Source organism: Alteromonas oceanisediminis, assembly GCF_018474025.1.
In the GTDB taxonomy this organism is placed as follows: Bacteria; Pseudomonadota; Gammaproteobacteria; order Enterobacterales; family Alteromonadaceae; genus Alteromonas_E; species Alteromonas_E oceanisediminis.
Genome location: NZ_JAHCTA010000004.1, coordinates 1 through 24,698 on the forward strand (window position 1 = coordinate 1; position 24,698 = coordinate 24,698).

Annotated in this window: 21 protein-coding genes and 1 pseudogene; 10 read left to right on the forward strand and 12 right to left on the reverse strand. The window is 42.4% G+C overall.

The genetic code is table 11. From position 1 onward, the window contains the following. Window positions 1-91: 91 nt before the first annotated feature. From KIU71_RS07665 to KIU71_RS07680, 4 genes are all read right to left on the reverse strand, one after another. Complete coding sequence (locus tag KIU71_RS07665) at window positions 92-721, reverse strand: hypothetical protein (RefSeq protein WP_214130644.1); 630 nt, start codon at window positions 719-721, stop codon at window positions 92-94. A gap of 179 nt (window positions 722-900) precedes the next feature. Next, the gene (locus KIU71_RS07670; protein WP_214130645.1) at window positions 901-1,773 is read right to left on the reverse strand and encodes a cupin-like domain-containing protein; all 873 of its coding nucleotides are present in this window, start codon (window positions 1,771-1,773) and stop codon (window positions 901-903) included. A 78-nt stretch (window positions 1,774-1,851) separates the two neighbouring features. Continuing rightward, window positions 1,852-2,994 (reverse strand): endo-1,4-beta-xylanase, encoded by a 1,143-nt coding sequence (locus tag KIU71_RS07675; protein ID WP_214130646.1) that lies wholly within the window; start codon window positions 2,992-2,994, stop codon window positions 1,852-1,854. 27 nt (window positions 2,995-3,021) lie between these two features. Beyond that, window positions 3,022-3,828, reverse strand: coding sequence for a glycoside hydrolase family 11 protein (locus KIU71_RS07680; protein WP_250207379.1), 807 nt, complete (start codon window positions 3,826-3,828; stop codon window positions 3,022-3,024). 147 nt (window positions 3,829-3,975) lie between these two features. Between KIU71_RS07680 and KIU71_RS07685 the strand changes: the two genes are divergently transcribed. From KIU71_RS07685 to KIU71_RS07700, 4 genes are all read left to right on the forward strand, one after another. Then, window positions 3,976-4,794, forward strand: a complete 819-nt coding sequence (locus KIU71_RS07685; protein ID WP_214130647.1) for a hypothetical protein — start codon at window positions 3,976-3,978, stop codon at window positions 4,792-4,794. Window positions 4,795-4,874: 80 nt separating this feature from the next. Continuing rightward, window positions 4,875-5,606 (forward strand): NUDIX hydrolase, encoded by a 732-nt coding sequence (locus KIU71_RS07690; protein WP_214130648.1) that lies wholly within the window; start codon window positions 4,875-4,877, stop codon window positions 5,604-5,606. A 169-nt stretch (window positions 5,607-5,775) separates the two neighbouring features. Continuing rightward, window positions 5,776-7,116 (forward strand): MFS transporter, encoded by a 1,341-nt coding sequence (locus KIU71_RS07695; RefSeq protein ID WP_214130649.1) that lies wholly within the window; start codon window positions 5,776-5,778, stop codon window positions 7,114-7,116. Between the two features lie 27 nt (window positions 7,117-7,143). Continuing rightward, window positions 7,144-8,211, forward strand: a complete 1,068-nt coding sequence (locus KIU71_RS07700) for a glycoside hydrolase family 43 protein (RefSeq protein ID WP_390881830.1) — start codon at window positions 7,144-7,146, stop codon at window positions 8,209-8,211. Window positions 8,212-8,231: 20 nt separating this feature from the next. Here KIU71_RS07700 and KIU71_RS07705 read toward each other — a convergent pair. Further along, a pseudogene (locus KIU71_RS07705) lies at window positions 8,232-9,014 on the reverse strand (SMP-30/gluconolactonase/LRE family protein); the annotation flags it as partial. Window positions 9,015-9,338: 324 nt separating this feature from the next. On the opposite strand from KIU71_RS07705, the gene KIU71_RS07710 reads away from it, so the two are divergent. Together KIU71_RS07710 and KIU71_RS07715 are read left to right on the forward strand one after the other, a co-directional pair. Beyond that, the gene (locus KIU71_RS07710) at window positions 9,339-10,424 is read left to right on the forward strand and encodes an endo-1,4-beta-xylanase (RefSeq protein WP_315853265.1); all 1,086 of its coding nucleotides are present in this window, start codon (window positions 9,339-9,341) and stop codon (window positions 10,422-10,424) included. A 39-nt stretch (window positions 10,425-10,463) separates the two neighbouring features. Further along, window positions 10,464-11,684 carry a DUF4350 domain-containing protein gene (locus KIU71_RS07715; protein WP_214130652.1) on the forward strand — a complete coding sequence of 407 codons (1,221 nt, stop codon included), beginning with the start codon at window positions 10,464-10,466 and terminating at the stop codon, window positions 11,682-11,684. 24 nt (window positions 11,685-11,708) lie between these two features. On the opposite strand, the gene KIU71_RS07720 is transcribed toward KIU71_RS07715, so the two are convergent. After that, on the reverse strand, window positions 11,709-12,674 hold the full coding sequence (locus tag KIU71_RS07720) for an aldose epimerase family protein (protein WP_214130653.1): 966 nt from the start codon (window positions 12,672-12,674) through the stop codon (window positions 11,709-11,711). Window positions 12,675-12,791: 117 nt separating this feature from the next. Here KIU71_RS07720 and KIU71_RS07725 point away from each other — a divergent pair, with 117 nt between their 5' ends. Then, complete coding sequence (locus KIU71_RS07725; protein ID WP_214130654.1) at window positions 12,792-13,310, forward strand: YkgJ family cysteine cluster protein; 519 nt, start codon at window positions 12,792-12,794, stop codon at window positions 13,308-13,310. Between the two features lie 237 nt (window positions 13,311-13,547). Here KIU71_RS07725 and KIU71_RS07730 read toward each other — a convergent pair whose 3' ends face one another. Beyond that, a complete protein-coding gene (locus tag KIU71_RS07730; protein ID WP_214130655.1) occupies window positions 13,548-14,195 on the reverse strand; it encodes a TetR/AcrR family transcriptional regulator in 648 nt (215 codons plus the stop codon). 142 nt (window positions 14,196-14,337) lie between these two features. Between KIU71_RS07730 and KIU71_RS07735 the strand changes: the two genes are divergently transcribed. Both KIU71_RS07735 and KIU71_RS07740 read left to right on the forward strand, forming a co-directional pair. Beyond that, window positions 14,338-15,255, forward strand: coding sequence for a sterol desaturase family protein (locus tag KIU71_RS07735; RefSeq protein ID WP_214130656.1), 918 nt, complete (start codon window positions 14,338-14,340; stop codon window positions 15,253-15,255). 58 nt (window positions 15,256-15,313) lie between these two features. Continuing rightward, window positions 15,314-17,755, forward strand: a complete 2,442-nt coding sequence (locus tag KIU71_RS07740) for a TonB-dependent receptor (protein ID WP_214130657.1) — start codon at window positions 15,314-15,316, stop codon at window positions 17,753-17,755. Window positions 17,756-17,864: 109 nt separating this feature from the next. On the opposite strand, the gene ilvB is transcribed toward KIU71_RS07740, so the two are convergent. Further along, window positions 17,865-19,625, reverse strand: coding sequence for a biosynthetic-type acetolactate synthase large subunit (gene ilvB, locus KIU71_RS07745; RefSeq protein WP_214130658.1), 1,761 nt, complete (start codon window positions 19,623-19,625; stop codon window positions 17,865-17,867). A gap of 417 nt (window positions 19,626-20,042) precedes the next feature. Between ilvB and KIU71_RS07750 the strand changes: the two genes are divergently transcribed. Next, window positions 20,043-20,498 carry an Lrp/AsnC family transcriptional regulator gene (locus KIU71_RS07750; RefSeq protein WP_214130659.1) on the forward strand — a complete coding sequence of 152 codons (456 nt, stop codon included), beginning with the start codon at window positions 20,043-20,045 and terminating at the stop codon, window positions 20,496-20,498. A 244-nt stretch (window positions 20,499-20,742) separates the two neighbouring features. Here KIU71_RS07750 and KIU71_RS07755 read toward each other — a convergent pair whose 3' ends face one another. The 4 genes from KIU71_RS07755 to KIU71_RS07770 form a co-directional block, all read right to left on the reverse strand. Continuing rightward, window positions 20,743-21,636, reverse strand: a complete 894-nt coding sequence (locus KIU71_RS07755; protein ID WP_214130660.1) for a hypothetical protein — start codon at window positions 21,634-21,636, stop codon at window positions 20,743-20,745. A gap of 71 nt (window positions 21,637-21,707) precedes the next feature. Beyond that, entirely contained in the window at window positions 21,708-22,469 is a 762-nt protein-coding gene (locus KIU71_RS07760; RefSeq protein ID WP_214130661.1) for a PEP-CTERM sorting domain-containing protein, read from the reverse strand. 169 nt (window positions 22,470-22,638) lie between these two features. After that, a complete protein-coding gene (locus KIU71_RS07765) occupies window positions 22,639-23,013 on the reverse strand; it encodes a VOC family protein (RefSeq protein WP_214130662.1) in 375 nt (124 codons plus the stop codon). A gap of 16 nt (window positions 23,014-23,029) precedes the next feature. Continuing rightward, the gene (locus KIU71_RS07770; protein ID WP_214130663.1) at window positions 23,030-24,670 is read right to left on the reverse strand and encodes an FMN-binding glutamate synthase family protein; all 1,641 of its coding nucleotides are present in this window, start codon (window positions 24,668-24,670) and stop codon (window positions 23,030-23,032) included. Between the last annotated feature and the right edge of the window lie 28 nt (window positions 24,671-24,698).

Genomic DNA, 24,698 nt, shown 5'->3' on the forward strand with positions numbered 1-24,698 from the left:
GGATAGAGTCAATGATTGTGGGTCAGGAAGTGCGGATAAAATCGGGTCAGACAGGATAATAAGTCGGGCCGCTACAGCTAATATTTAAAATTTACAGCAACGGCAACGTTGTTAAATCCGCCTCTTTTCCCAAGTTAAATACTAAAGTTGGCCCCAACTCTACTTTTTGTTTTTTTTGAGATAGCTGCACATGCAAGCGAATTTCATCCTTTTTATACTTCTTTTCTGCTTTTACAGCCATCGCATATGTTTGCCACTGATCTTCAAGAGCCAGCTCTTCTGAAACAAGGTAGCTATAGGGTTCAACGGCTAATTGAAGGCCCCCAGTAGCATTAACGGTATTGCTGTTTAACCTGACCCAAAGGATCAAATAAATAACATCGCCTTTTTCAATGTCCGTTTGAATATTAGCAAAAGCGCCAACGTCCCATGGGTTCTTTCCTTTGCGTTTAACATTTACAAGTAAGGCATCACCACCGATCACCTCACTGTTGTTTAATGAAGTGACTGAATAATTTTCACCATAGGTTTGCCAAGCGCTTGAGTAGGGGTTGTGAATAAGCTGCGCATTAGTTGGTAGCAAATTCACTATTTTTGAATAGGCCAAATCAATTTCTTTTTGGCGATCTTCGGCTCGAGTGCATGTACTAATTGTCAAAACAAAGATAAGAAAAAAACCGCTGAATATCTTCATATTTACCTCTTTTTTTAAATTAACCATAAAAAGATTCAACCCTAGACCTACAGGTTTTTAAGCGATGACACGATAAAGTGTTCGATTACCCTATTGCGTTGTGCAGAACTCTTGCCTAGCACTCCACGCGCGTGTTCAGGCAAATGATCAACAGACTGACCTGCCGTATTTGAGAAAACAAAGTGCTCAAACAACGCTTCCCAAGCTTACCGTTCATTCAAGGGTAAATCGCGAATGACCATGACGGCGTGCGCTAGGCTAGCAATACAACAGCCCCTTTTGACATCATTCCACCAGTAATTCGCTAAGACGTTTAATGGACCTGTAGATTCAACATAATGCCACCACAAAGCAGGAATGTAGATCGCATCACCTGGTTCAAGTTCTGCAACCAAGGCACTTTTTATTGCCTCCTGATATTTTGGGCATTTGATAAAATCCGGAGCTGCCGGATCAACCATACTTGAAGGTTGTCCCGCCATAGTATTTTCTAGTGGGCCGACATACAGATTTTCTACTTGTTCGGGCGGAAATAATAAAAATCGACGTTTCCCGCAAACTACTCCTGCAATGTTTTCTGAAGCATCGTAGTGAGGTGCTATGCGCGCATTATTACCAATCCAGATAAGTGGGTTAATTTGCTGTTCCAAAAGAGAAAGCGGATTTTCCTCAGCAAAACTAGGAAATAAGTCTTGAGCAGATTTTGCGCCAGCATAGATGCTGATTGGCTTTTCATCGGTAGCAAGCGCCAAGAGTTTATCCAGAATATGTTCTACTGGAGCTTCACAATGCTCAAAATTATACCCACGTATATCTGAGCGATAAAAGTATCGCCCCGCCATTTCACGATTTCCCAGCATGATTTGTAAAGGCTTAGCACTATCGAAATGTCTTAGATATTGAGCCATGCTATGAACAGACTCGCGCCCAGTCTTTACTGCTGGCCAATGGCCCAATAAGTTGCGCATGACAATAGGTTTACCCGTCGCGCGAATCTCAGTGTTAAGGCTTTCTTTTGTTACTGAAGTGCATTCAACTAAAGGTGTGTAATCTTCAATATTTATGTGAATACTATGCAATGGACCGTTCCATCTTAAGTAATATGTAAAGGCTGGTTCAACACTTAAATCTATGAGCGCAACCGTATTACCTTGGTTTTAAAGAGAAGATACAAAATCTTTCACATCACCATTGCGGTCAATCAGTAGAGGGTAATCTGTTCTGCCTTTCATCGGCCAATCATTTCTCCAAGACTGCTGATCATGTACTCCCCAAAATGTGACTCGACTAATTTTGTCTTGATGACGTCGCAATACTTCAAATATCTGTTTATATCGAAAACCAAGTTGTTCATGCACTGAACGAGGTAGCGCCTCAGAATATGGATTAAACTTTGCACTTAGCTCGATATTTAAGGAAACATCTGCTCCCTGATTATCTTCGTCAGGAAACTCCAAAACTGAAACGTCTAACTCTGTGATCGGAACATCAACACCCAGTTTAGAAAATGCAATAATTGAGTCTTCTGTCATTGTTAGATTTGGGTAGTCAAGCGCGTAGTGTCCCTGAATACCGATACCATCAATTCGAATTCCCTTTTCCTGTAGCATTTTTGCTATTCGAATTGCGCCTTTTCGTTTGGCCGGCTTAAACAGGTTGTAGTCGTTGTAGTAGAGTTTTGCATTTGGTGCTGACTCTTGAGCGAACTTAAATGCGTAATAAATAAACTCCTCACCGATAATTTCGAACCATGGTGATTGACGATAAGTGCCATCCTCGTTTAGTGCTTCATTGACGACATCCCATGCAAAGATTTTTCCGGCGTATCGTCCAGCGACGGTGTGTATGTGGTTTTTCATTCTTTCTAGCAGCACATCCCTGGAGGTACGTTCCCCTGCACCATTTTCAAATACCCAATCTGGTGTCTGTGAATGCCAAACAAGAGTATGACCTACTACATTGATGTTTTTCTCCATCCCAAAATCAACCAATGCATCGGAAATTGAAAACTCAAACTGCTCCGGTCTGGGATGAATGCTCTCCCACTTCATTGCATTCTCCGGCGTAAACGAATTGAAGTGTCTTCGAACAATAGCCAAGTCGTCTAACTCGGTGTTCCCTAATATTTGGTCAGCACTTATAGCGGTACCGATTTCAAATGACTCGGAGAAATGCTGTTTTAATATCAGTTCATTTTGTTGTGAGCTACCTTTTTTATCCGCCTGTGCTTTTTCAATCAAAGAGGTGCAACTCACAGTGCTTACTAAAACAAAAAGTGTTGCAAGTGCGTAGGATTTCATGATGTCTCCTGTATAAGGTTTGTATGACTATTTTTCGGACGATTCCCAAACCCTTCCACTAGCTGAACCACCCTCCTTTGGGTTAAATACTTCTACAGCTAATACTTGATAGGTTGGGTCGTCAGAGGCATCTACGTTGTTTAAGTTGGGTAGCATCCACCCCGAATCGTTCCATGCTTTCACATGATCAGCGAACACAATTGTGTGTGTAACGCCTAAAGGTTGTTGCTGAGCAGGCATGCTCCAATACTGATAAAATGTCGAAGGTCCATTTATAGACGGTTTGTTTTCTCTCAGTGTTCGAAAAGTTCGATATTCAACACCGTTACTAGTTAAAACAATCCCTTCCTCTCCGTTGTCACTTGGCACATAGTCATTGGTCCATCTCTGCAAGACGTAGTACTCAACCAAATGAGAGGGGTCGCTCGTCGGTTGGTCAACATCGAATCCCCAGCCATAAAGCGTAATGAAATTAGCACCTGAATCACTATTCATAGAATAGTTTATATTTCTATTGATTTGGCCTTCGTGCCACCCTGGGCCGCCAACATAGTTATAGCCTCCACCTTCCCACGTAACGTTAAAGTGACCCGTCGGGGCCAATTGTAAAGATGTACTACCTCCGTCCTTCCAGTGAGTAAAAAAGAAGCTTCCTACATTTCCAGTAGCATGGTTCATTTCAATAAGTGAGTCTGATGTTGAACAATGAGTATATGCTTTGAACGTCACTTCAAGCACTTTTTCGACATCACGGTCGCATAGCGCATAAGTGGAAGCGTTAGCCTCAAATGCTAAGATCAATACGCAGCACATTATCCGTTGTCGTAAAGCCATGTTTGCTACTCCTTTTGGGCAATGAAAATGAAAAGAGTGACAAAAGCTCAGAGCACGTCTCAATCGTGCTATCGCTCTCTATTGCGTTAAGAAAGTAAATCCTCTAACCTATAAAGTCAACATGACTATAACATTTTATTAAAAACTATGAGACTCCTTTCTATTTTATTTTTTGTCTTAATTAGTCATTTCGACGTCTTCGCTGGAGTTCAACCTTTCGATAAACAGTATGATTTGCTTGTGCTCCAATTCGACTCTAAAACCGATGCGGACGATCTGCATTCAATCGCGGCTGCTAGCACTATACTAAAAAAGGTTGAGTTACCCGCCGGGCAATTTATTGCTGTCGCTGGGGCTTATGGCATACAAGGGGGTTTGTACATCCATTCGCCTGTGTTATTTGATAGAGCCTTTGAGAATAATTGGATAGACGCGCATTCCGCTCCAGATAGAGCGATTAGTGTGATTGAAGACCGTGTTAAGTCATGCATTAAAACCCGCTGTAGAGTGTGGGTTATGGAAGCGGGGCAATCGGATTTAACATCGCTTTGGCTAAAGAGAGTTGTATCGGACAAACAGTTAGCTGTAGATATCAAAACTAAAATAATCATCGTTCAACACAGTGAATGGAATGAGGAACAAACACATCCATCTAACCTTGAGTATGTCAAAAAGCATGCAAACTATATCAAAATACCAGACGGCAATGCCTTTGGAAACGGCACGCCTGGATTTAATGACGTTAATAGTGAAGCAAGGCAATACCTATTGAGTAACCATGGCGAGACATGGAAAATTGCTATTGACCTTGCTGAAAAATACAACGGTTTAAATGAACGATATTCAAATCAAACCATCCACGATGGTGGATTAGACTTTTCAGATGCAGCAGAATTAATCTGGATTTTGGGCATAAGAAATATTGAAGATATCGATGGCTTCATTAGGTGGACTAGGATGAAGTAAATCTTGAGACCAATCCTAGTTTGAATTTGAGACGTTAAATCAATACCATTTAAATATTCAAAACAAAAAGAACAAGAACAATGTCTGTGTATACCAGCAATCAACCTCGCGCGGGTCTTGATGACGACAAGATACCGCCAAATTGCATCAACAATATTACTGTAGACAACTTAATATTTGCTGTAGAAAATGGCAATCTTAAGGTTCTGTTAGTCAAATATTCTGAGGGCTTAGCTGCTGACAAGTGGGGCTTGATTGGTCATTGGGTGCAAGAGGATGAGAATTTAGATTCAGCGGCGGTGCGTGTAGTTAAAACGATTACCGGCGTAGACAACCTCTATCTTGATCAACTAGCAGCATTTGGCAATGTCGACCGATATCCAATAAGAAGAACCATTACTGTGGTGTACTACTCTTTGGTTCGAATGGAAGAAACATGCGTTGTGCCAAAGAATGATAGGTCCCAATGCCAATGGTTTGATGTGAGAAAACTCCCTGAATTAATGTTTGATCATAGGCACATAATGGATAAAGGCCTTGCACGCCTCCAATACAAAGTCCGCCATGAACCAATTGGATTTAATCTATTACCCGAAAAGTTCACACTGCTACAGCTTCAAGAAATTTATGAAGCGATACTAAACAAAAAGTTTGATAAACCTAATTTCCGTAGAAAAATCTTAAAGATGAATTTTCTGATCGATTGCAAAGAGAAGCAGACAAACGTTGCGCATAGGGCGGCATCGCTATATCGATTTGATAATCACGTTTATGAGAAATTACGAGAATTTGGCTTCACATTCGAATACTGAGTGAACACCCTACCGGTGCAACTTTTGCTGAAATTTCAGCATTGAATAACCACGATTTTCTGCAATTTTTTCAGTTTTAAAGGCCTCCAATAAAAATTAGTGTGGTTTAACTCGAATACTTATGGTTATAATGACTATAAACATTTTTATAACATTTAAGTGATCTTGCATGTCTGACCCAACAAAAAAATTAACAATAAGAGAAAAGTTCGGTTATGGCTTAGGTGATACGGCAAGCAACATCGTTTTTCAGATGGTTGCTAATTTTATGCTTATTTTTTACACCGATGTTTATGGTTTATCAGCGGCAGCCGCGGGAACACTTCTACTAGCAGTAAGGCTTTTTGACGGTTTTACAGACCCTGTAATGGGGGGAATTGCCGATAGAACCCGCAGCAGATGGGGTTCTTATAGACCGTTTTTATTGTTTCTTGCGGTTCCTTACGGTGTGTTCGCTGTATTAGCATTTATTACACCCAATTTCGGTACCATAGGAAACTTAATATACGCTTATGTGACTTACGCTTTATTGATGACTTGCTACACGGCGATTAACATTCCTTATGGTGCGTTAGGTGCGGTAATGACATCAGATCCAAAACAGAGGACGTCTTTGCAATCATACCGATTTGCGATGGCCATGGCTGCATTGGTTGTGATTGTCTGGGCGATTCCAAAGCTAGTTGAATTTTTTGGTCAGGGAGACGATAAAGTCGGCTATCCACTTGCTATGGTGTTTATGGGTACTTTAGCAGCTATTTGTTTTCTATTCTGCTTTAAAATGACGAAAGAAAACGTTCGACCTACGGAGTCGAAGAAAAAGAGAGAAATCATAACGGATTTCTTTAAGCTATTTAAAAATGACCAATGGGCAATTATTGCAGCCGTAAGTCTTGTCACATTAATATTGATTGGGATACGAGCATCCGTGGCCCCCCATTACATCAAGTACTACGTCAATGACGAATCTTTACTGTCCAGCTTTTTGACTCTTTCTGCATTCGGTGCTGTGTTGGGCGCTCTGTCTACAAACTTTCTATCTAAATTCTTTGAGAAGAAAGTGTTATTTCAAGCTGCTGTCGTTGTAGTTATAGTTTCACATTCACTGTTTTATATATTGGATCCCACTGACGTGGTGCTCATCTACATCGTTTATTTTATTGCCAATTTCGCTCACATGGTGCTCACTCCCATTATGTTCTCCATGGTTGCTGACACCGTGGATTATGGTCAGCTGAAACTAGGCAAGGCAATGACTGCAATCACGTTCTCAGGACATTTATTATCAATCAAATTTGGCTTCGCAATCGGCGGCGCACTGGCCGGTTGGATACTGGCTGCAACCGATTACAGTGCAAATGAAGCTCAGACGGAAACCGCTTTGTCAGGAATACTGTTCGCTTTTGCTGGCGTTCCCATTATATGCAGTATATTGAGCCTTCTATTGATCAGATTTTATACGCTTACCGAACAGCGCGTTCGTCAAATCCAAACACAAATAACCGCTTGAAGCGTCTCAATGATTCAGGGAAAAATCGTGACTATTAAAACTACCAACGAAGCTGAAGCTTCAAATCATGAACTAAGCGATGCTGAGAAAACCGTGGAAGAGGATCTGAAGCGTGCATCCTCTCTTAAGCAAAAAGATCTTGCTCTCGTTGATCACATTTACACCGCCGATCCATCTGCTCATGTGTTTGAGGGAAAAATATACATTTATCCGTCACATGATATCGAGACAGACAAACCCATTAACGATAATGGCGACCATTTTGCGATGGAAGATTATCATGTTCTTTCTTATGACGACGCAACTGGCAAAACTGTTGACCACGGCGTTGCTTTGCATATTGACGATGTTGAATGGGCATCGAAACAAATGTGGGCACCTGACGCGGCTCACAAAGATGGTATGTATTATTTGTACTTTCCCGCGCGAGACGAATCCGGTGTTTTTAGGATTGGGGTTGCAACGTCAACATCACCATCTGGCCCTTTTTCAGCTCAAAAAAATTTCATGAAGGGTACCTTTAGTATTGACCCCGCCGTTTTTGAAGATGAGGACCAAAATTATTATCTGTATTTCGGTGGAATATGGGGTGGTCAACTTCAAAATTGGCACAACGGTGCCTTTCAGGAACAAGACGCTTATCCCCAAGATGGTGAGCCTGCTATTCCACCAAAAGTTGCGAAGCTAAACGCCAACATGCTTGAAATTGATGAGCCTGCCAAGGATATATTACTGTTAGATGAGGATGGTACTCCGATTAAAGTAGACGACTTTGAAAAAAGATACTTCGAAGGTCCATGGATACACAAATTTAAAGGTAAGTACTATTTCTCCTATTCGACAGGCAATACACACAAAATTGTATATGCCACTGGAGACAGTCCATACGGTCCTTTTACTTATAAAGGCGTAATATTGAACCCTGTTCTCGGCTGGACTAATCACCATTCCATCGTTGAGTATCAAGGAAAGTGGTATTTGTTTTACCATGATAGTTCTTTGAGTGGCGGTCAAACCCATCTTCGATGTGTCAAAATGACTGAATTAACACATTTGGAAGACGGCACAATCCAAACTATTGATGCCTACGAATGATTTATTCTCTGAGGCAGCACTTACGAGTCATTGTATTCGCAGAATCCACGGCTTGATATTGAAGATGTGGGCAAAAATAAACCGCTTCCAGTAGTGACAAGAAGCGTCTTCCCCTCTGGTCCACCGTGAGCAGCATTAGTGACTTTGGGAGCGATGAAAATCCGACCAATTTCATCACCTCTATTGTTGAGTACGATTAAGTTGCCAGTATTATGACTGGCAACTAATACATTGCCTTCACAGTCTATGGCCATCCCATCCGGGGATTCTATTGTCGCAAACACCCTCTTTTCTTCTAGTCGACCATGCTCGTCGATTCGATACTTCCATACTGTGTTTCCAGCGTCGCCAACGTATAAGAACTGTTCATCGACACTTAACACAATACCTTTTGGATTTTTGTGTGCTTTTGAGAGCGTTACCTGCTGCCCATTTGGCTGCAGCAAATAAACGCCTGTAAAGGGTTTAGAACGTTCTCTGCGGCCTAGTTGCCAATTGGGGTCAGTAAAATAAATGGCGCCAGTTCGATTAAGCACTAAATCGTTCGGCGAATTTAACTTGATGCTGGTTAAATTGACTATCTCACCCGTCTCAACATTGAGTTTAGAAATGGTTTGAGTTGCATGATTTGCAACAATCAGCCAATCATTGAGTGAATATAGACCATTAGAACCGGAGTCAGATTTGACTAGTTTGACACCTTGAGAAGCGGAATAAGAATAAATATTTGATAGCGGCCCATTTGACTGATCGGTACTAAGATCCATCTCTGAAAAATAAAATATACATTTTTTATGCGACCAAGTTGCTCCTTCTCAAAATTTCAATTTATCTGTTATCAACTCTAACGAAGCTTTTTTAAAATACGCGTGGTTATGCTGGCTACTTTCCAGTAAATGGTCAGCCAATACACACTGAGATTTTGTCAACGCAGAAGTTATTGTGATAACCACTACTTTGATTAAGTTCTTGATTAATACCATGTGGAACTTTTCACTTTATCGAAATCGTTAACTTGATGTAAATACAATAACTAGATATAGTCACGCTGACAATAAAGAGATATACGGGCCACTATGTCTATCATGCATCGCTTAATCTTTTCGTTGCTAGTGATAACATCACCAGTGTCTTCTGAAGAGCTATTTCTGAAAGACGCCTTCTCGACCAAATTCAAATTTGGTTTTGCCGTTAATGATGCGATTGTTGCGAACGAACGTCCAGAACTCACAGATATAGTGTTAAGACACGCCAATACGATCACGCTGGAAAATTCAATGAAAGCTGAGGTCATAAGTCCAGCTCCTGGAATATTCAATTTCGCGCCCGGCGACGCCTTTGTTCAGTTTGGTAAAGACAACAACATGTTTGTTATTGGTCATACTCTTGTTTGGCATAATCAAACACCACCTTGGTTTTTTAATGATGAAAACGGCGAGCCCAATAGTTCGGCGGAACAATTAAGCATAATGGATGGGTATATAAAGCGGGTTGCAGGGCACTATGCGGGCAAAGTGGATGCGTGGGACGTGGTGAATGAGATAATTGATGACGATGGAAATTATCGAGAGACTATTTGGGTCGACCGTTTGGGGAGCGGTGAAGCAGTCGTAAGAGCAGCCTTTTCTCTTGCAGAAATCTATTTGCCTGATACCGAGCTCTACTACAATGACTTCAACGCATGGCGTCCTGAAAAGCGAGACGGTATTATTCGCATGATTAAAATGCTCCAAAAAAACAATATCCGCATAGACGGTATCGGGATCCAAGGTCACTGGGGCCTTAATTATCCTGATCTTGCCTTAATAGATGAAGCAATCGATTTATATGCTGATCTTGGCATAAAAGTTATGATCACTGAGTTGGATATCGATGTCTTACCCATTACAAAAGAAGGACAAATAATTGGCCAAGGCCTGATGGACTCACGGTTTGAATTACCAGAATTTGAAAGAGCGTTAGATCCCTATAAGAACGGATTGCCTGAAGAGGTACAACAAGCGCTCACGGCACGATATGGTGAGCTGTTTGAGCTGTTTATTGAAAAACAAGACAAATTGGATCGAGTTACGCTGTGGGGTGTTGACGACAGTATGTCATGGAAAAACACCTACCCTATCCCCAACCGCGTCAATTACCCCTTACTTTGGAATAGAGATTTAACGCCAAAAGAAGCAGTGTCTAGAATTGCAGAACTTTCGAATAAAGAATAAAGGTCTAAACGCACTTCTTATTGCCAGAGCGAACATAGAATGAAAACTTCACAGCTAAAGTCAGTACTCTTTTTTGTCGTATTTCTTTCTCAACTAATATCGCCCTCTGTATTATTTGCAAAAAACCAAAGCTTGAAGTTACAACGCTTTTCAGTCTTGTACGTTTATGGTGATGTGTCTGCCAAAGGTAATATTCCATCTGGCCCCAGTGAAGCATTTGAACCTATGAGACTGAGCGACTCTGGCCCCTTAGGTTTATCGATTTTTAAACAATACATAGAAGAAATCGGTGCTGAAATTATTGAAATGTACGACGCGTCTTTTACGTTGGATACTAATTTTCTCTCTGACTTTGACGTAATAATTCTTGCCTCAAATCAAAGGCGCTTTGCTTCAGCAGAAGCAAAAGCTGTTGAAAATTGGGTGCGCAATGGTGGTGGGCTAATCGTTTGGTCAGACAGCGCATTTGGCGGTCATTGGAAATATGTCGGTGTGGAGAACGAATCAGGACGACTCAGCGATAATGATATTTCCGAACAATTTGGAATGTACTTCTTAACGGACAATGGTGCAGGAAATTACCTTGTAACCAACTTTACACAGGAGCACTTTCTAAATAATTTTAACGCAAAGGGAGGCGTACGAATTCGAGGTGAAGGCATTAGCCTTGTACGAACGTCACCACCAGCAATAATACTCGCAATGCTTGAAAATGGTGGTTTGAATGGAAAGATCAGAGTAAATGAAATTGATGCTCCTTATCAAAAAGATAGAGACAGTGTTCTTTCGATCCTTGAATACCATCAAGGCCGCGTAATAGGGTTATTTGACAGAAATATGTTTTGGAACGGCGGTGCAGGAACACGTATCACTCATGTAGATCATATCGAGTTTTCTCAACGTTTAATTTTGTGGGCAGCAAATAAAGAAAACCTTGATATAGCTCTTTTTACTGATGACAAATCACAATCCTTCAAACACAACGTCCCGCCCTCGGTCGTTCCTTCTTACGACAGCATAGTTGATCGCAATGAAGCCGTTTTACGTGCAAAAATAAATTATGATGGGGTTCCAAATCCTTTTCCAGAAGTGGAGTGGTCGCTGTTAGATGGTCCCTTTGATGTAAAGTTTGATAATGACAACAGATTTACATCGGAGGTTTATGTCACCTTTGGCGGACCAGGGAAATACACGTTCACTGTGACAGTCAACGACGGCGATTTAGAGGTTGTTGAATACCTTGATGTCAGTGTTGATTGACACCGATTTATACAGTTCAACAGCTTAAAAGCTTCTGTGTTTACTCAGATTATTCAACAATGGGACCAGAGTATAATCAATATGGCCCTTGAATGTTGAACCGGGTAGCAATAGCCCATAATTGGGGTAATAATTTGGTGCATTGGCCCCAAAATGAGGTTCAATACATACTCCCTCGTTTGGTTTAAACGGCTTGGTTAAATTACAACCCGCATAATACTGGGCTGCAGGATAACTTGACACTACAAACAGAGACAAGTCCCTGTTTTTACTATACAGAACAGTTTGCTGGCTTCCTCTTCTGAATAAGAAATTATGATCTAAATTGCGAAAAGCACAGTTTTCGGAGAGCAATGTTGGCGTATCAAAGTTATATTGAGTCGCTTTAACATCCGCTTGCCGTTCCATTGAAACATCAAATAAATCCGAATGTTGCGTATGAGTTGCATTGGATTCAAGCCATTGTTCCAGACCTGAACACTGTGACTGAGTGCTATTTAAATTGAAATAACAATGGCTCGTGGGGCCAGCGATGGTTGCTCTTAAAGCATTGACTTCAAATTTTAATCGCAACAGAGCGTCGTGTAGTTCATAGTCTATTTTCAATTCTATCGGTCCGGGGTAACCATTCCACCCGTCTTCTATTGAAAGTTCTAACCGGATTTTATTATCTTCAAAGTCAACGACATTCCACTTTTTCTTGTCAAGAGCGTTAGGACCACCATGAAGATGATTAAGTCTGTCGTTCAACGTAAGTTGGGCAATCAACTTTTGATCTTTTTGGACTCTACCCTGTTTGATTCTATTGGCATACGGGCCAACAAATGCCCCAAGATAAAAGGGATCATCTAAGTAGTCTTCTAGTTTTTTATAAGACAAAATTATCGGTCTTATCTCATCCCCTAGATTCACTTTCCAATCAATGATTCTTGCGCCAAAGTCAGTTAGTGTTATTTCCATGGCTCTTGATTTGAGCGTGTAGGTTTTCAAGTCCTAAGTGCCTCTACCTGAATACAGTTTTTGCTTAGGCTATCACCTTATGGTCTTATTGACCATATTAAAATTAAAGAAGAATTAAGCACTTCTTTAAAAAAACAGAACCCATGTTTGAAATCGATTGTTTTCAAATCTCTTCCGGTCGCATTGAGCCAAAAAGAAGCCAAGATAGCAAAACGATTAACCAAAGCTAATATGCCAGTGTTGAAAAAACTCAACAGGTTGTATGCCTTGATGGATGATTTATCTGCACATGTTGAGAAGTTTACGCCCTGTACTAAAGGCTGTAACCACTGCTGCACTTATCCAGTCACGGTGTCTGAGATTGAAATACAGAATATTGAAAACAGTTCTGGGATAAAAAGAAAATCAATAATACTGAAACAAGAATGCAGTAAATTCACACCATGTCCGTTTCTTAAAGATGGTGCCTGCTCTATTTATGATGCTCGGCCTTTTGTTTGTAGGAGGCACGTAACGATGACTGAAACGAATGTATGGTGTAAACCTGACAATGCTTTTGAATATTCTTTTCCTCTACTCTCCTTTACTGAAATAAACAAGTCTTATGATTTGATTAGAGTTGAGAGTGGTCGACTTTCATTGGTGGACATTAGAGATGTGTTTTGACGTCTCGAAAACATTCATTTATGAGTAACGCGTGATGATTGGTAATAATTCTTATTCGCTGTGCGTGAATTTTGAGTTTTGTTTAGAAAAAGCCTATGTACAGAGCTCTGATTAAATTCAACAATTCAGCAACAATCTGAAGTGTAATGCCTTCAGAATAAAGATTACCATTTATGTGATTTCGTTTTCTTTCAGACCACAATGTTAAACAAAGTTTCGTTAACTTAGGTGAGCGGATCAATCTGTCGGCAAATCAAATAATAAGGTCATGCAGGTTTCGACATGTGTGTCGATTACCTCTTGTTGCATAGCACTTTTACCCGTCATCAACGCAAACTCAGGTGCTAAGACAAAGGGAGCCCCCACCGCTGACGCTAAGATGTATTTGGCATGGATAACGTCGACACGTTTAAAAATTCCCGCCGCTTGCGCTTGACGAATAATATCCATGATCATGTCGCTTTGACGGCGCTGATGGGTGTCGACTAACCACGTTAAGCGATCACTTGGTAATGTCCCTTCAATAAACAATAATCGCATGTATTCTGGTGCCTCAGCGGTTGACTGAATATATCCTTTTAGTAGCGCTCGAATATAATCTGCCCCACTCAATTCATTGATCTGGTTAAACATCTTAGCTAGGGCTTTGTCTAATTTTTCAAACACATTATTCACGCACTCTTTCCATAACTCCTCTTTGTTTTTGAAGTGATAGACAATAAGAGGCACTTTGATCCCCGAGTCACTTGCGACATCAGCTAATGAGGTGCCTTGATAGCCTACCGAAAAAAAGTGTTTTTCGGCTGACTTCATAATCGCGGCGCGAGTCTGTAATTTTAGTTCTGCCCGTGTGAGCACTTTATCTCGTTCATTAGGCCTCAACATCAAACTAAAGCTTCCTTTAAATTTTCATACAGCTTTTCATTGACAAACCAGTCAGTCAATGGAAAGCTTACATTAAATTCACCATTTGTTAACAAGTCGCAATTGGCAAACTGAATTCCTAGACATCCTAACGGAGTTTTCCATGAAAGAGCAATTAGAGAAATGGGGGCACATTGTTTATGCTTCGGCAGAATCAGGTCAATTGTTCACGGTACTTCTTATTGCTTATCTGATTATGATTGCGGTAGAGCGGATGTTGTATATATGGCTTCGTCCAAATCAATACAACAATAAAGATGGTCTCTACAGTATGGGGGTGTCGACAATCACCGCAATCGCTGAGGCGATCATTTTTGGTGCTCTATACATCGCTATCTACCTGTTTGTCTATGAGAACTTCAGACTTTTCACAATGCCTAACGTTTGGTGGGCTTGGGTAGCTATATTTCTGCTTCACGACTTTGCGTATTACGTCGACCATTATATTAGTCACCGAGTAGGTTTTTTTTGGGCATTCCATCATGTTCATCATTCTTCAAATGAAATTAACATAACAACCGCAGCACGCGGGTTTTTTTTGGGACAACTTGCGCAACCAGCATATTTGCTTCTACCACTGCTGGGGGTCGATTTAATCCAACTGGCGATAGTTGCGACCTTAAAAAATGTGTGGGGTATTTTCAATCATACCCGCTTAGTCACTAAGATGGGGTGGCTAGAAAGGTTTTTATGCACACCCTCAGTGCACCGAGTGCATCACGGCACGCAGCGAAAATACATCGATAAAAACTATGGGCAAGTGTTGTCACTTTGGGACAAGTTGTTTGGTACTTTCCAAGAAGAAGAGGAAGAACCTCGTTACGGGCTGGTTACGCCACTAAAGACCTATAATCCCTTTAAGGCGCATGTTGCAGGCGTCAGTGGTCTTTATCAAAAGATGCGCTTAGCTCCAACATTTACGGATAAACTCAAATACTTGTACAAACCGCCGGGCTGGGATCACATTACACAAAGAGAACTTGGGAAACATCGCCCAAGTGCTGATGACGTAAAAACATAAACCATTAAAGCATCTGAATAATTATAAACTAACCAGCAGAAAAAAGGCAGAATCGCACATGAACAGCTTTGGAAGACAGTCTTATTTAGCCCTTTCTGTAGGACTAATTTTTGGCACGACGCCAACTACTACAATCGCACAATCAGATATACCAAACATCGATAACGAGCAAATCGAAATAATTGAAGTCAATGCATTGAGGCGAGCTGCATCTATACAAACTGTGCCGGTTGCTGTATCAGCATTTCGAGCCGATCTACTTGATAATATAGGAATGCGGGATATTAGGGATTTAGAAAACTTATCCCCTAGTATTGATGTCTCGACGGGCCAGTCGGCCGCCACGGCAACGTCCATTAGCATCCGTGGAATAGGAACTGGCTCTGATAACCCAGGCTTCGAACCTGCAGTCGGTATTTTCATTGATGGCGTATATCGAAGCAGAACAGGTGTTGCATTATCAGAGTTGCCTGAATTAGAGCGTGTCGAAGTCTTAAGAGGCCCACAAGGTACTTTGTTTGGTAAAAACACTTCAGCAGGGGCGTTAACTATAACGACCAAAGCGCCATCGTTTGATCAAGGGGGATATATAAGCGGCGCTATTGGTAACTTTAGTGCGAGAGAGCTAAAAGGTGCATACAATACTCCAGCAAATGATGAGTGGGCGTTTCGTATTAATGGCTCAATCAGAGAGAGAGACGGATACATCGAAGATGTAAATAGCACCCGTGAATTTAACGATATTGATCGTTATTCTCTCCGAGGCCAAGCTCTCTATGAAGGCGCCGAACTCACCGCACGTTTTATAATGGATTCAGCATCTACGAATGAAAACTGCTGTGCAAGCATTAATATTTTTACGGGGCCAACTGCATCAGCAGTTGAAGCAGGCGCTGGATTATTAGGACTGACGGGCATTGTTTCAGGTGACTCGAGCGATCCAAAAGTCAGTTATAGTCCAAATCGGGATCTGGGAGAAAAAGTTGATGAGTGGGGTTTCTCAGCTGATATTCAATGGGACCTTGATATCGGCACCCTATATTCTTTGAGTGCGTATCGTGACTGGGACGTTGACAGAGGTATGGATGTCGATTTTTCTGGTATTGATCGCGCGTATCGAGACGATTACCTTTCCGGCGTTACAGATTTTATGCAAGAAGTCAGGTTACAAGGCTTATCGATGGACGATAAGCTTGACTGGCTTGTCGGCTTTTTCTATTCCAATCAAGAATTGAGTTTGCAAGATACCGTGCGTGTTGGCACACAGGGGGATCTGTACGTTGACCTTCTCCTTTCAGGTTTAGCTGGCGGTCAACTGTTTGGGAGCCTAGGCCCTCAAGTGCCTGCTCTCCTGCCCTTCTTGTTGCCAGGCTCGCAGGAAGGTGATGGACAGTTAGCGGATAAATTCGACGTTGAAACTAAGTCTGTTGCGCTATTTACGCACAATGTTTACGAATTGACTGACGATATCTCAGTTACACTGGGTCTTAGGTATTTACATGAGACCAAAGATATTGGTGCTGATTTAAAGGGGCGACTTCCTGTTTGTGACTTTTATTTGGATCCGGCAAATACCGCTATCACTCAAGGGTTAATTGCGGCCACCGGTGGCGCAGCGGTGTTACTATCATGTAACCCTGCAATTAATACTGAGTTTAATGGCGTTTATTCAGATGATCGCAGTGAGAATGCAATAACTGGCACACTCAAAGTGGCCTACCAGATATCGTCAGATATCATGGTCTATGGTGGTTACGATCGTGGTTACAAAGCCGGAGGTTACAATCTTGATAGAGGCGGATTTGATAGTGCTTTGTTTGGCGGTGACGGCGCGCAACTGACCGACCTTGAATTTTCAGAGGAAACAGTAAATGCCTTTGAATTAGGAATAAAGTCCAAATTCATAAACAATCGTTTATTAGTCAACACAACGTTGTTTTTGCAAAATTTCAGGGACTACCAATCGCTTGTGTTTTCTGGTACCAATTTTACGGTGCAAAATGTTGATAAGACCATCTCACAGGGACTCGAGTTTGAGGCAAATTACAGCGCATCAGAGGATTTACAAGTAGGTTTTGCGTATACGTATAACGAGGCGAGATTTGATGACAGCGCAAATCTTGAAGGCACGCCATTAGACGGACTTCAAGGTAAACAGCTGGCTGGCTCGCCTCGAAATGCTTACAATGTAAACTTAACATATACCCCTCACCTTACCGATACTACTAAGCTTGTTCTACACACTAACATTCGTACATACTCTTCTCATTTGGTGGAATCTAGCGATCTCTCGCCAAGAAATGATGGAGTTGCGGTTGTTGGTGCGAAAATTGGCATTACAGATATCGACGATAGATGGTCCGTCGCATTACGTGCAGAAAATCTATTTGAAGAGGACTACCTAGTCGCTGGCTTTTTTGTTCCAGAACAAAACGGAACTTTTGCCGCCTACCCTAGTCCACCTCGATTTATTACACTAGAGGCTAATTACAAGTTCTGATCGTCACGTTAGCGATGAGCTTTATGCATTCTTGACTTGCTCCCACAACTCATTAAGTAGTCAGTGTCTACTTAATGAGTCTTTTTTGTTACGGCGTCAGACCATTAGACTACTTACATGACGCACTTGAAAAGTGTTCACGAGTAGGAGCGTCTGTAATGCATTCAGGCAGGATCATATCACAATGCGCTTTTCCTGCCGGGATCATGGGTAAACAATTTTCCAATGGTGTTACTATGCATTCAATGACCGTAGGCTGTGTCTTGTCAGCTTGACATTCTTCCAACGCCTCTTCGAGTTCACTTTGTGTGGTAACTCGGTGGCTATCTATGCCATACGCTTTAGCTAAAGTAGCAAAATCTGGTAATGACTCAGCATAGCTTTCAGAGTGCCGCCCCCCATGATGGAAGTCTTGCCACTGTCTCACCATCCCCATGTGTTGATTATTAATAATGCAGAGAGTTAATGGTAGGCGATACTGTTTTACAGTAGCGAGTTCTTGAATATTCATTTGAATTGAAGATTCACCGGCAATGCACACAACCTGACGACCAGGAAAAGCTATCTGAGCTCCTATTGCAGCCGGAAACCCAAACCCCATGGTTCCTAAACCCCCAGAAGTCAGCCAGGTTCTTGGTTTTTCAAATTTCCAATACTGCGCAGCCCACATTTGATGCTGCCCCACTTCTGTCGTGACAATCGGCTGCATATGTTTAAAAGCATTGTAGATCGTGTGAATAGCCTGCTGAGGTAAAAGACAAGATTTATCTTTCTGGTAAGCGAAACAGTCTCTGGCTTGCCATACTTGAATCATTGAGCACCAATCAGAAGTATCTTCCTGACTTCTACTTTCTCTCAGCAATTTTATTTGTTTGTTAATCTCACTCAATGCTTCTGCAGCATTTGCTTGAATAGGAACATCCGCTTGAACCAATTTATCTATCGAGCCGGCGTCAATATCAATATGAATCTTCTTGGAGTTTGGCGAAAAACCACCCAGCTCTCCTGTTACTCGGTCGTCGAATCTTGCGCCTACACAAAGCATCACGTCGCAACCATGCAAGGCTAAATTTGCCTCATAAGATCCATGCATGCCAAGCATTCCCAAACTTAGTTCGTGAGTACCAGAAAATGCGCCGAGACCATGCAGTGTCATCGTAACCGGACAATGTAAGCTTTCAGCCAGTTCTTTCAGGTCATCACTCGCGCTCTGCCCTGCCAAAATTACTCCGCCTCCGGAATATATCACTGGCCGTTTTGCATGATAGAGAAGCCGAGCAGCTTCTTTCGCGGCTGCAATAAGAGTATCATTTTGGCTTTTTGTGGGAGGAATTTCTTTCTCTAACGTTTCTGAAGAGGTGTATTGCATTTCCACAGCCTGAATGTCTTTGGGAATATCAATGGCTACAGGGCCGGGCTTTCCATTACGCGCCAATGCAAAAGACTTAATAACTTGTGGAATTAACTCACTTGGATCCATAACTATTGAGTTAAACTTGGTTGCCGCTCGCATTAGACTTACTACGTTAGCTTCTTGAAAAGCATCTGTTCCAATTAAAGAAGTTTTAACTTGTCCGGAAATGCAGAGAATCGGGATTGAATCCAGCAACGCATCAGCTAAGCCGGTTATGGTATTAGTTGCGCCCGGACCCGATGTAACCATTACAACACCAACTTTACCAGTGCTTTTTGCGTAACCCTCTGCAGCGTGAACGGCAGCTTGTTCATGACGCGCTAGCACGTGCCTAATACGAGTTTGTCTAAATATAGCATCATAAAGCGGCAAAACCGCTCCACCAGGGTATCCAAAAATAGTATCTACACCCAGATCACTTAGACATTCTAGTAAGCAGTCTGCTCCCGTTTTCATGTGAAGCTCTCCTCTGTCGTGACGGTAGTTACAGCGTAAACAAACTCAAATGAATTAATTTTTTTTACGAGTCGATGGAAAACACTTTCATTGTAGCAATCAAACCAAAGTTCAATTTTCTGTGTAGAGTTCGATGCCTGACTACTTGTCATTTCGTGTAAGGACAAATTTAAGACCGCTAGTTGATCAAGAACTCTTAGCAAGGACCCCAAAGTACTGTCGGCTTCAACCACTAGTGAGCAGGATGTATTGTACGGTGTACTTGACACCGATTTATCTGCGCTCATCCGAACCATCTCTAATGAATATATTTTTCATATTATTGAGCAAAGTAAGGAATATTATTATGACATTATTGGAATTTACGGGTTATAATTGAATACTTATCAATCATTAAGCTGTAAATCTGAATAGAATATGCTGGACAAGTATGACAAGTTAATTTTAAACGACCTTCAAGCGGATGCCGCTTTGACGACCGTTGAAATATCAGAGAGAAATAATCTTTCACAAGCCGCATGTTGGCGTCGAATTCAACGACTCGAAGCAAATGGCTATATCAACAAGCGAGTTGCCCTTTTAAATGCAGATAAATTAGGGCTTGGTACAATAGTCTTTGCTCATATAAAACTTTCTGCACATGGCCGAACCCATTTAGATCAGTTTAGCAAAGATATTCAGCGCTTAAGTCGCGTAATTGAGTGCTATTGTTTGATGGGCGAACAAGACTTCTTCGCAAAAGTGGTTGTGAAGGATGTCTACGATTACGAGCGATTTTTTTTCGATACATTATCGAAGATAGAAGGTGTTTCTGAGATTAAAAGTACGATGGCCTTATCGCAAATAAAATTTACAACAGAATTACCTATTTAACTGAAGTACATGTGTGTAATCCCGAGGCACCTTGTAATTATTTATTAAAACAGCACTGACAGTTTGCTCAAGGGTGTAAGGGTATCTGCGTAAATAGCATTCTCTTCAACCTCTAGAAGCATATCAGGATGCCAATTTCAGATAAACTCATCGACCAATTGTTTAGCGCATTGTAGCGCTGCCTATTGATTCAAATGATACTCTAATTAATTTTAAGATCATCTTAAACTTCTATCTATCTTTGCTATTCAATATCTTTTAGCGTTTTACCCAAATTCTTATCGTCAGAGCGCTTAGCAGCGATAAGATGTTGCTTCATTAAGTTCGTATTTCCTTGAAGCGCATAAAGCTGCGCAAGGCGTCCGTGTGCCCATTCCTGAGACGGCAAATCTATCGAGTCTTGCGGCACACTATCAATATACTTCTGCAATGCATGGATACCTGCGGCGATGTTTGTTTCACTGAAAACCGCGGTGCGGCCTAGTTGATAAAGCGCGCTTAACTGCGCGTCGGAACCAACCTTTAACGTTGCTGCTTGTAAGAAAGCATTATGAGCTTGTTCATATTGCTCCTGGCTCTGTAAATACAGCCCGTGTTGAAATGGAAACTCTGCTTCTAAAGGGTATTCTTTAATAAGATGTGCAACCGTTCGCTCATAGTCGTCTGTGTTGTCGCCCATTTGATGATAAAATAGTTCTGCTTTGCCTCCTTCGATAGGATCCAGCTGTTGTATCGCTGCTACTTGCTCCCATGCCAAGGCTTCATCGCCGCCAGCAATACTGGGCGCACCTAGGTAAAACCGCAGCAATCCGATACGATATTCAACGTTACTGGGTTCCAATTCCACAGCTTGACTAAAACAAGCCAACGACTCTTTTGCATAACCAAGCGCAGAGAATATGCTGTTTTGCGCTTGCTGCCCCATGATCCTGCCGCACAAAAAATGTAGCTTCGGCTCGTCTGGAAATTGCTTCAATGCGCTCACCACAAGCGATTCTGCTTCATCCAAATCGTTACCGATTTCATTTTCGGCCGCAGTATAAAGTGCATCAGCAGACACCGTGTCTGCATGCGCCGCCGCAGACAACGGCAAAGTAAGAATGGTAAGCGTCAGGAATAGGGATAAATTAGCGCGCATTGTTTGAGCATCGACGAGTTTACAATAGCTCAACAATACCCGCTCTATTCGCTACACACCAGTGACGAAAGTCACTTTCCTAAAAAAGTAACGACACCCGCCTTTGCCTGTTTACGGCGCAAATGAATAGCAAACCCGAGTGCGATAGCAAACAATGCCGCGGTGGCAGGCTCAGGCACTGAAGCATTCGGCGTGGGATTAGTCGCGGGGTTAACTAAGAGCAAGTCCTGCGACGTGTCGCTCTGTAAAACAAATACATTAAAATTGCTAGTAATGCTGCCAAGCTTGCTGAGCCAATTTGATGCCAAGCTTATCACACCGCTGGGTGAGCTCGATGTTGCCTGGTATCGACCTTCAGCCAGGTCTGGCGATGACGAGTCATAAACTAGGTCCCACAGCGCCACTTGAAAAGCCGCGCTATAGGTTCGCTGCTCTCGCTGAGTGGTTTGTTGTGCAAGTGTATGGAAGAAACCCGTGTACAAGCGACCAATTTGGTCCACTTTGTGGCTGTCATGGAAAAAGTCTAATCCAGTCATCAGGTTATAATCTACGTCGCCTTTCGTGGTCAGAAACTGATCCAACTCCACACAGAAAGCGTCAATGCCAGACGGATTATTCGGATCGTGCTCAAAGAAGGAGTGGTCATTTGATTTCACCGTGAGATCGTACATTCCTGCTAAGGAGTTTCGTTGCACGCCGTCAAGTGACTGGCTTATCCTGCCCTTCCCTTGCGAAAAACCGTCGTAGTTTACGGTGATCACAGCTGCATGAGCAGTGTGAGTGAGCTGTAACAGCATCGTTGCTGCCAGTACTAAAACGCTTAAACCTTTCATTGCAAAACCCTTAGTGCGCATGAGCACGCCAATTTAATCTGACTATTTGCTCAGCGAACATTCAGATTAATTTTTCAACATGGTGTACCTATGCTATGACATTCAGGCTATCGATTACGTATTCGGTTACACTAAAAGGTATCGCGTTTTATCACATTAGTGATTGAGTTTACTCTTGATACAGTGCACACACCGCGCCAGCGGGATCCTCAATGATCACGAATTTGCTATTACCATAAGTTCGGATATCAGATAATGTCTTACCATTTCTGGCAACAACATTGGCAAGTGCGTGTTCAATATCTTGCACAATAAAGTACGGTAACCACTTTGCGGGTAATTCAGCGTTGCTCCCCTTGCGATGGCATATGCCTGCAACATCTTTTCCGCTGACGGGCATTTGCATGCTGTAGTCGTTGTATCCATCCATTTCAACACGCTGAGTTGACCAGCCAACCACGGACGCGTAGAAATCTTTAATCTCATCAGCGTTATCAACGGTTAGGTCGATCCATCCCATTTGGCCTATTTTTGAATCATTCATAAGTTTCCTTTCTATATTAAGCCTGCGCCACGGGAATAATATCTTCCTCTTCGACACTGCTTAGCTGTACGCGCGGCATAAAGCTCGAAGCACTTGCTTCTTCTACATCGAGCTTATAGCGCTCAGGGGGCGTCGACGTCAGAAAACTTCCTTCTCCAATGATCGGATAGATTTCATCAAATCGCTTCACTTCGGCCTGATTAATACGCCGATAGATGAATGTACGGTTTAACTCGCTCGGGTGTTTTAGGCCCGTTGACGATAACATATCAGCGACTACGTGCACTGTTTTCTGGTGAAACTGTCGAACGCGCTCAAATTTATCTTCAACCACTAACCCTTTGGCTAATGATTTGTCTTGAGTGGCAACGCCTGTAGGGCATTTATTGGTGTTACAGGACAATGACTGTACGCATCCAAGCGCAAGCATCATACCCCGGCCGCTGTTACAAATATCGGCACCCAGCGCGAGGTGTTTTATCACATGAAACCCCGTGATGATTTTCCCTGATGCAATCAGTTTTATGTCACTGCGTAAATCAAATCCACGCAGCATATCATCAACAAAGGCAAGGGCTTCTTTGAGCGGTGTACCAATCGAATTACTGTATTCAAGCGGCGCAGCGCCGGTGCCGCCCTCACCACCATCTACCGTAATAAAATCCGGTTTGATGTCACGATCTAACATGGCTTTACAAATTGCCACAAACTCACTGCGCCGGCCAAGTGCCAGTTTTATTCCAATGGGTTTGCCATCTGAGAGCTCACGTAGCTGTTGGATAAAATCCATCAATTCCAGCGGAGATTTGAACGCCGAGTGTCGGGCTGGGCTATCCACCTGAGTGTAAGGCTCAACGCCGCGGATCTGCGCAATTTCGGGGGTGTTTTTATCAGCGGGTAAGATGCCCCCATGGCCTGGTTTTGCGCCCTGAGAGAGTTTAATTTCGATCATTTTAACCGCGTCACGAGCCGCATTCTGTCTGAACTTTTGCGCATCGAATCCGCCCTCTTTCGTTCGGCAGCCAAAGTAGCCGGTTCCTATTTGCCAGACAATGTCACCGCCGTGTTCGAGGTGATAATGGCTTAAGCCTCCTTCACCCGTGTTGTGAGAAAAGCCGCCAGCCTTTGCGCCTTTATTGAGCGCCAAGATGGCGTTATCGCTCAGTGATCCGAAACTCATGGCAGAAATGTTTAAAATACTCGCGCTGTAAGGATGTTTGCACTGCTTGCCACCAATAGTGACACGCGGTGAGCAATCCAGCTTTTCAACATCACGCGCTGATAGTGAATGTCCGATCCACTCGTAGCCATTGCTGTAGGTATCTAATTGCGTACCGAAGGGAATTGTTTCGCGACTATTTTTAGCGCGTTGGTAAACAATACTGCGAAACATTCTTTGTATGGGCGCGCCGCCAGTATTTGGCTCAAGAACGTACTGCTGAATAAACGGGCGAAGTGATTCAATGATCCACCGTGAGCGCCCCACCAGAGGAAAGTTTCTTAAAATAGAATGGCTTGATTGAAAGCGGTCGTAAAGCGCCATCGACAGGAAAATAACCACAACACCCGTGAACCAAAAGCCGCTGTGATAAACCACGTTGATCACACCTGCCAATAACAAAAGTAGCGTCAGGATAGGTATTGCACGATGTTCCATGGGCTCTCCAAGTTGCAACACAAAGTGT

Bases quoted from the DNA above. Each gene is read 5' to 3' on its own strand.
- KIU71_RS07665 (WP_214130644.1), bottom strand. From the start codon at position 721: ATGGTTAATTTAAAAAAAGAGGTAAATATGAAGATATTCAGCGGTTTT.
- KIU71_RS07675 (WP_214130646.1), bottom strand. From the start codon at position 2,994: ATGAAATCCTACGCACTTGCAACACTTTTTGTTTTAGTAAGCACTGTG.
- KIU71_RS07680 (WP_250207379.1), bottom strand. From the start codon at position 3,828: ATGGCTTTACGACAACGGATAATGTGCTGCGTATTGATCTTAGCATTT.
- KIU71_RS07685 (WP_214130647.1), top strand. From the start codon at position 3,976: ATGAGACTCCTTTCTATTTTATTTTTTGTCTTAATTAGTCATTTCGAC.
- KIU71_RS07690 (WP_214130648.1), top strand. From the start codon at position 4,875: ATGTCTGTGTATACCAGCAATCAACCTCGCGCGGGTCTTGATGACGAC.
- KIU71_RS07695 (WP_214130649.1), top strand. From the start codon at position 5,776: ATGTCTGACCCAACAAAAAAATTAACAATAAGAGAAAAGTTCGGTTAT.
- KIU71_RS07715 (WP_214130652.1), top strand. From the start codon at position 10,464: ATGAAAACTTCACAGCTAAAGTCAGTACTCTTTTTTGTCGTATTTCTT.
- KIU71_RS07730 (WP_214130655.1), bottom strand. From the start codon at position 14,195: ATGTTGAGGCCTAATGAACGAGATAAAGTGCTCACACGGGCAGAACTA.
- KIU71_RS07735 (WP_214130656.1), top strand. From the start codon at position 14,338: ATGAAAGAGCAATTAGAGAAATGGGGGCACATTGTTTATGCTTCGGCA.
- KIU71_RS07740 (WP_214130657.1), top strand. From the start codon at position 15,314: ATGAACAGCTTTGGAAGACAGTCTTATTTAGCCCTTTCTGTAGGACTA.
- ilvB (WP_214130658.1), bottom strand. From the start codon at position 19,625: ATGAAAACGGGAGCAGACTGCTTACTAGAATGTCTAAGTGATCTGGGT.
- KIU71_RS07750 (WP_214130659.1), top strand. From the start codon at position 20,043: ATGCTGGACAAGTATGACAAGTTAATTTTAAACGACCTTCAAGCGGAT.
- KIU71_RS07755 (WP_214130660.1), bottom strand. From the start codon at position 21,636: ATGCGCGCTAATTTATCCCTATTCCTGACGCTTACCATTCTTACTTTG.
- KIU71_RS07760 (WP_214130661.1), bottom strand. From the start codon at position 22,469: ATGAAAGGTTTAAGCGTTTTAGTACTGGCAGCAACGATGCTGTTACAG.
- KIU71_RS07765 (WP_214130662.1), bottom strand. From the start codon at position 23,013: ATGAATGATTCAAAAATAGGCCAAATGGGATGGATCGACCTAACCGTT.
- KIU71_RS07770 (WP_214130663.1), bottom strand. From the start codon at position 24,670: ATGGAACATCGTGCAATACCTATCCTGACGCTACTTTTGTTATTGGCA.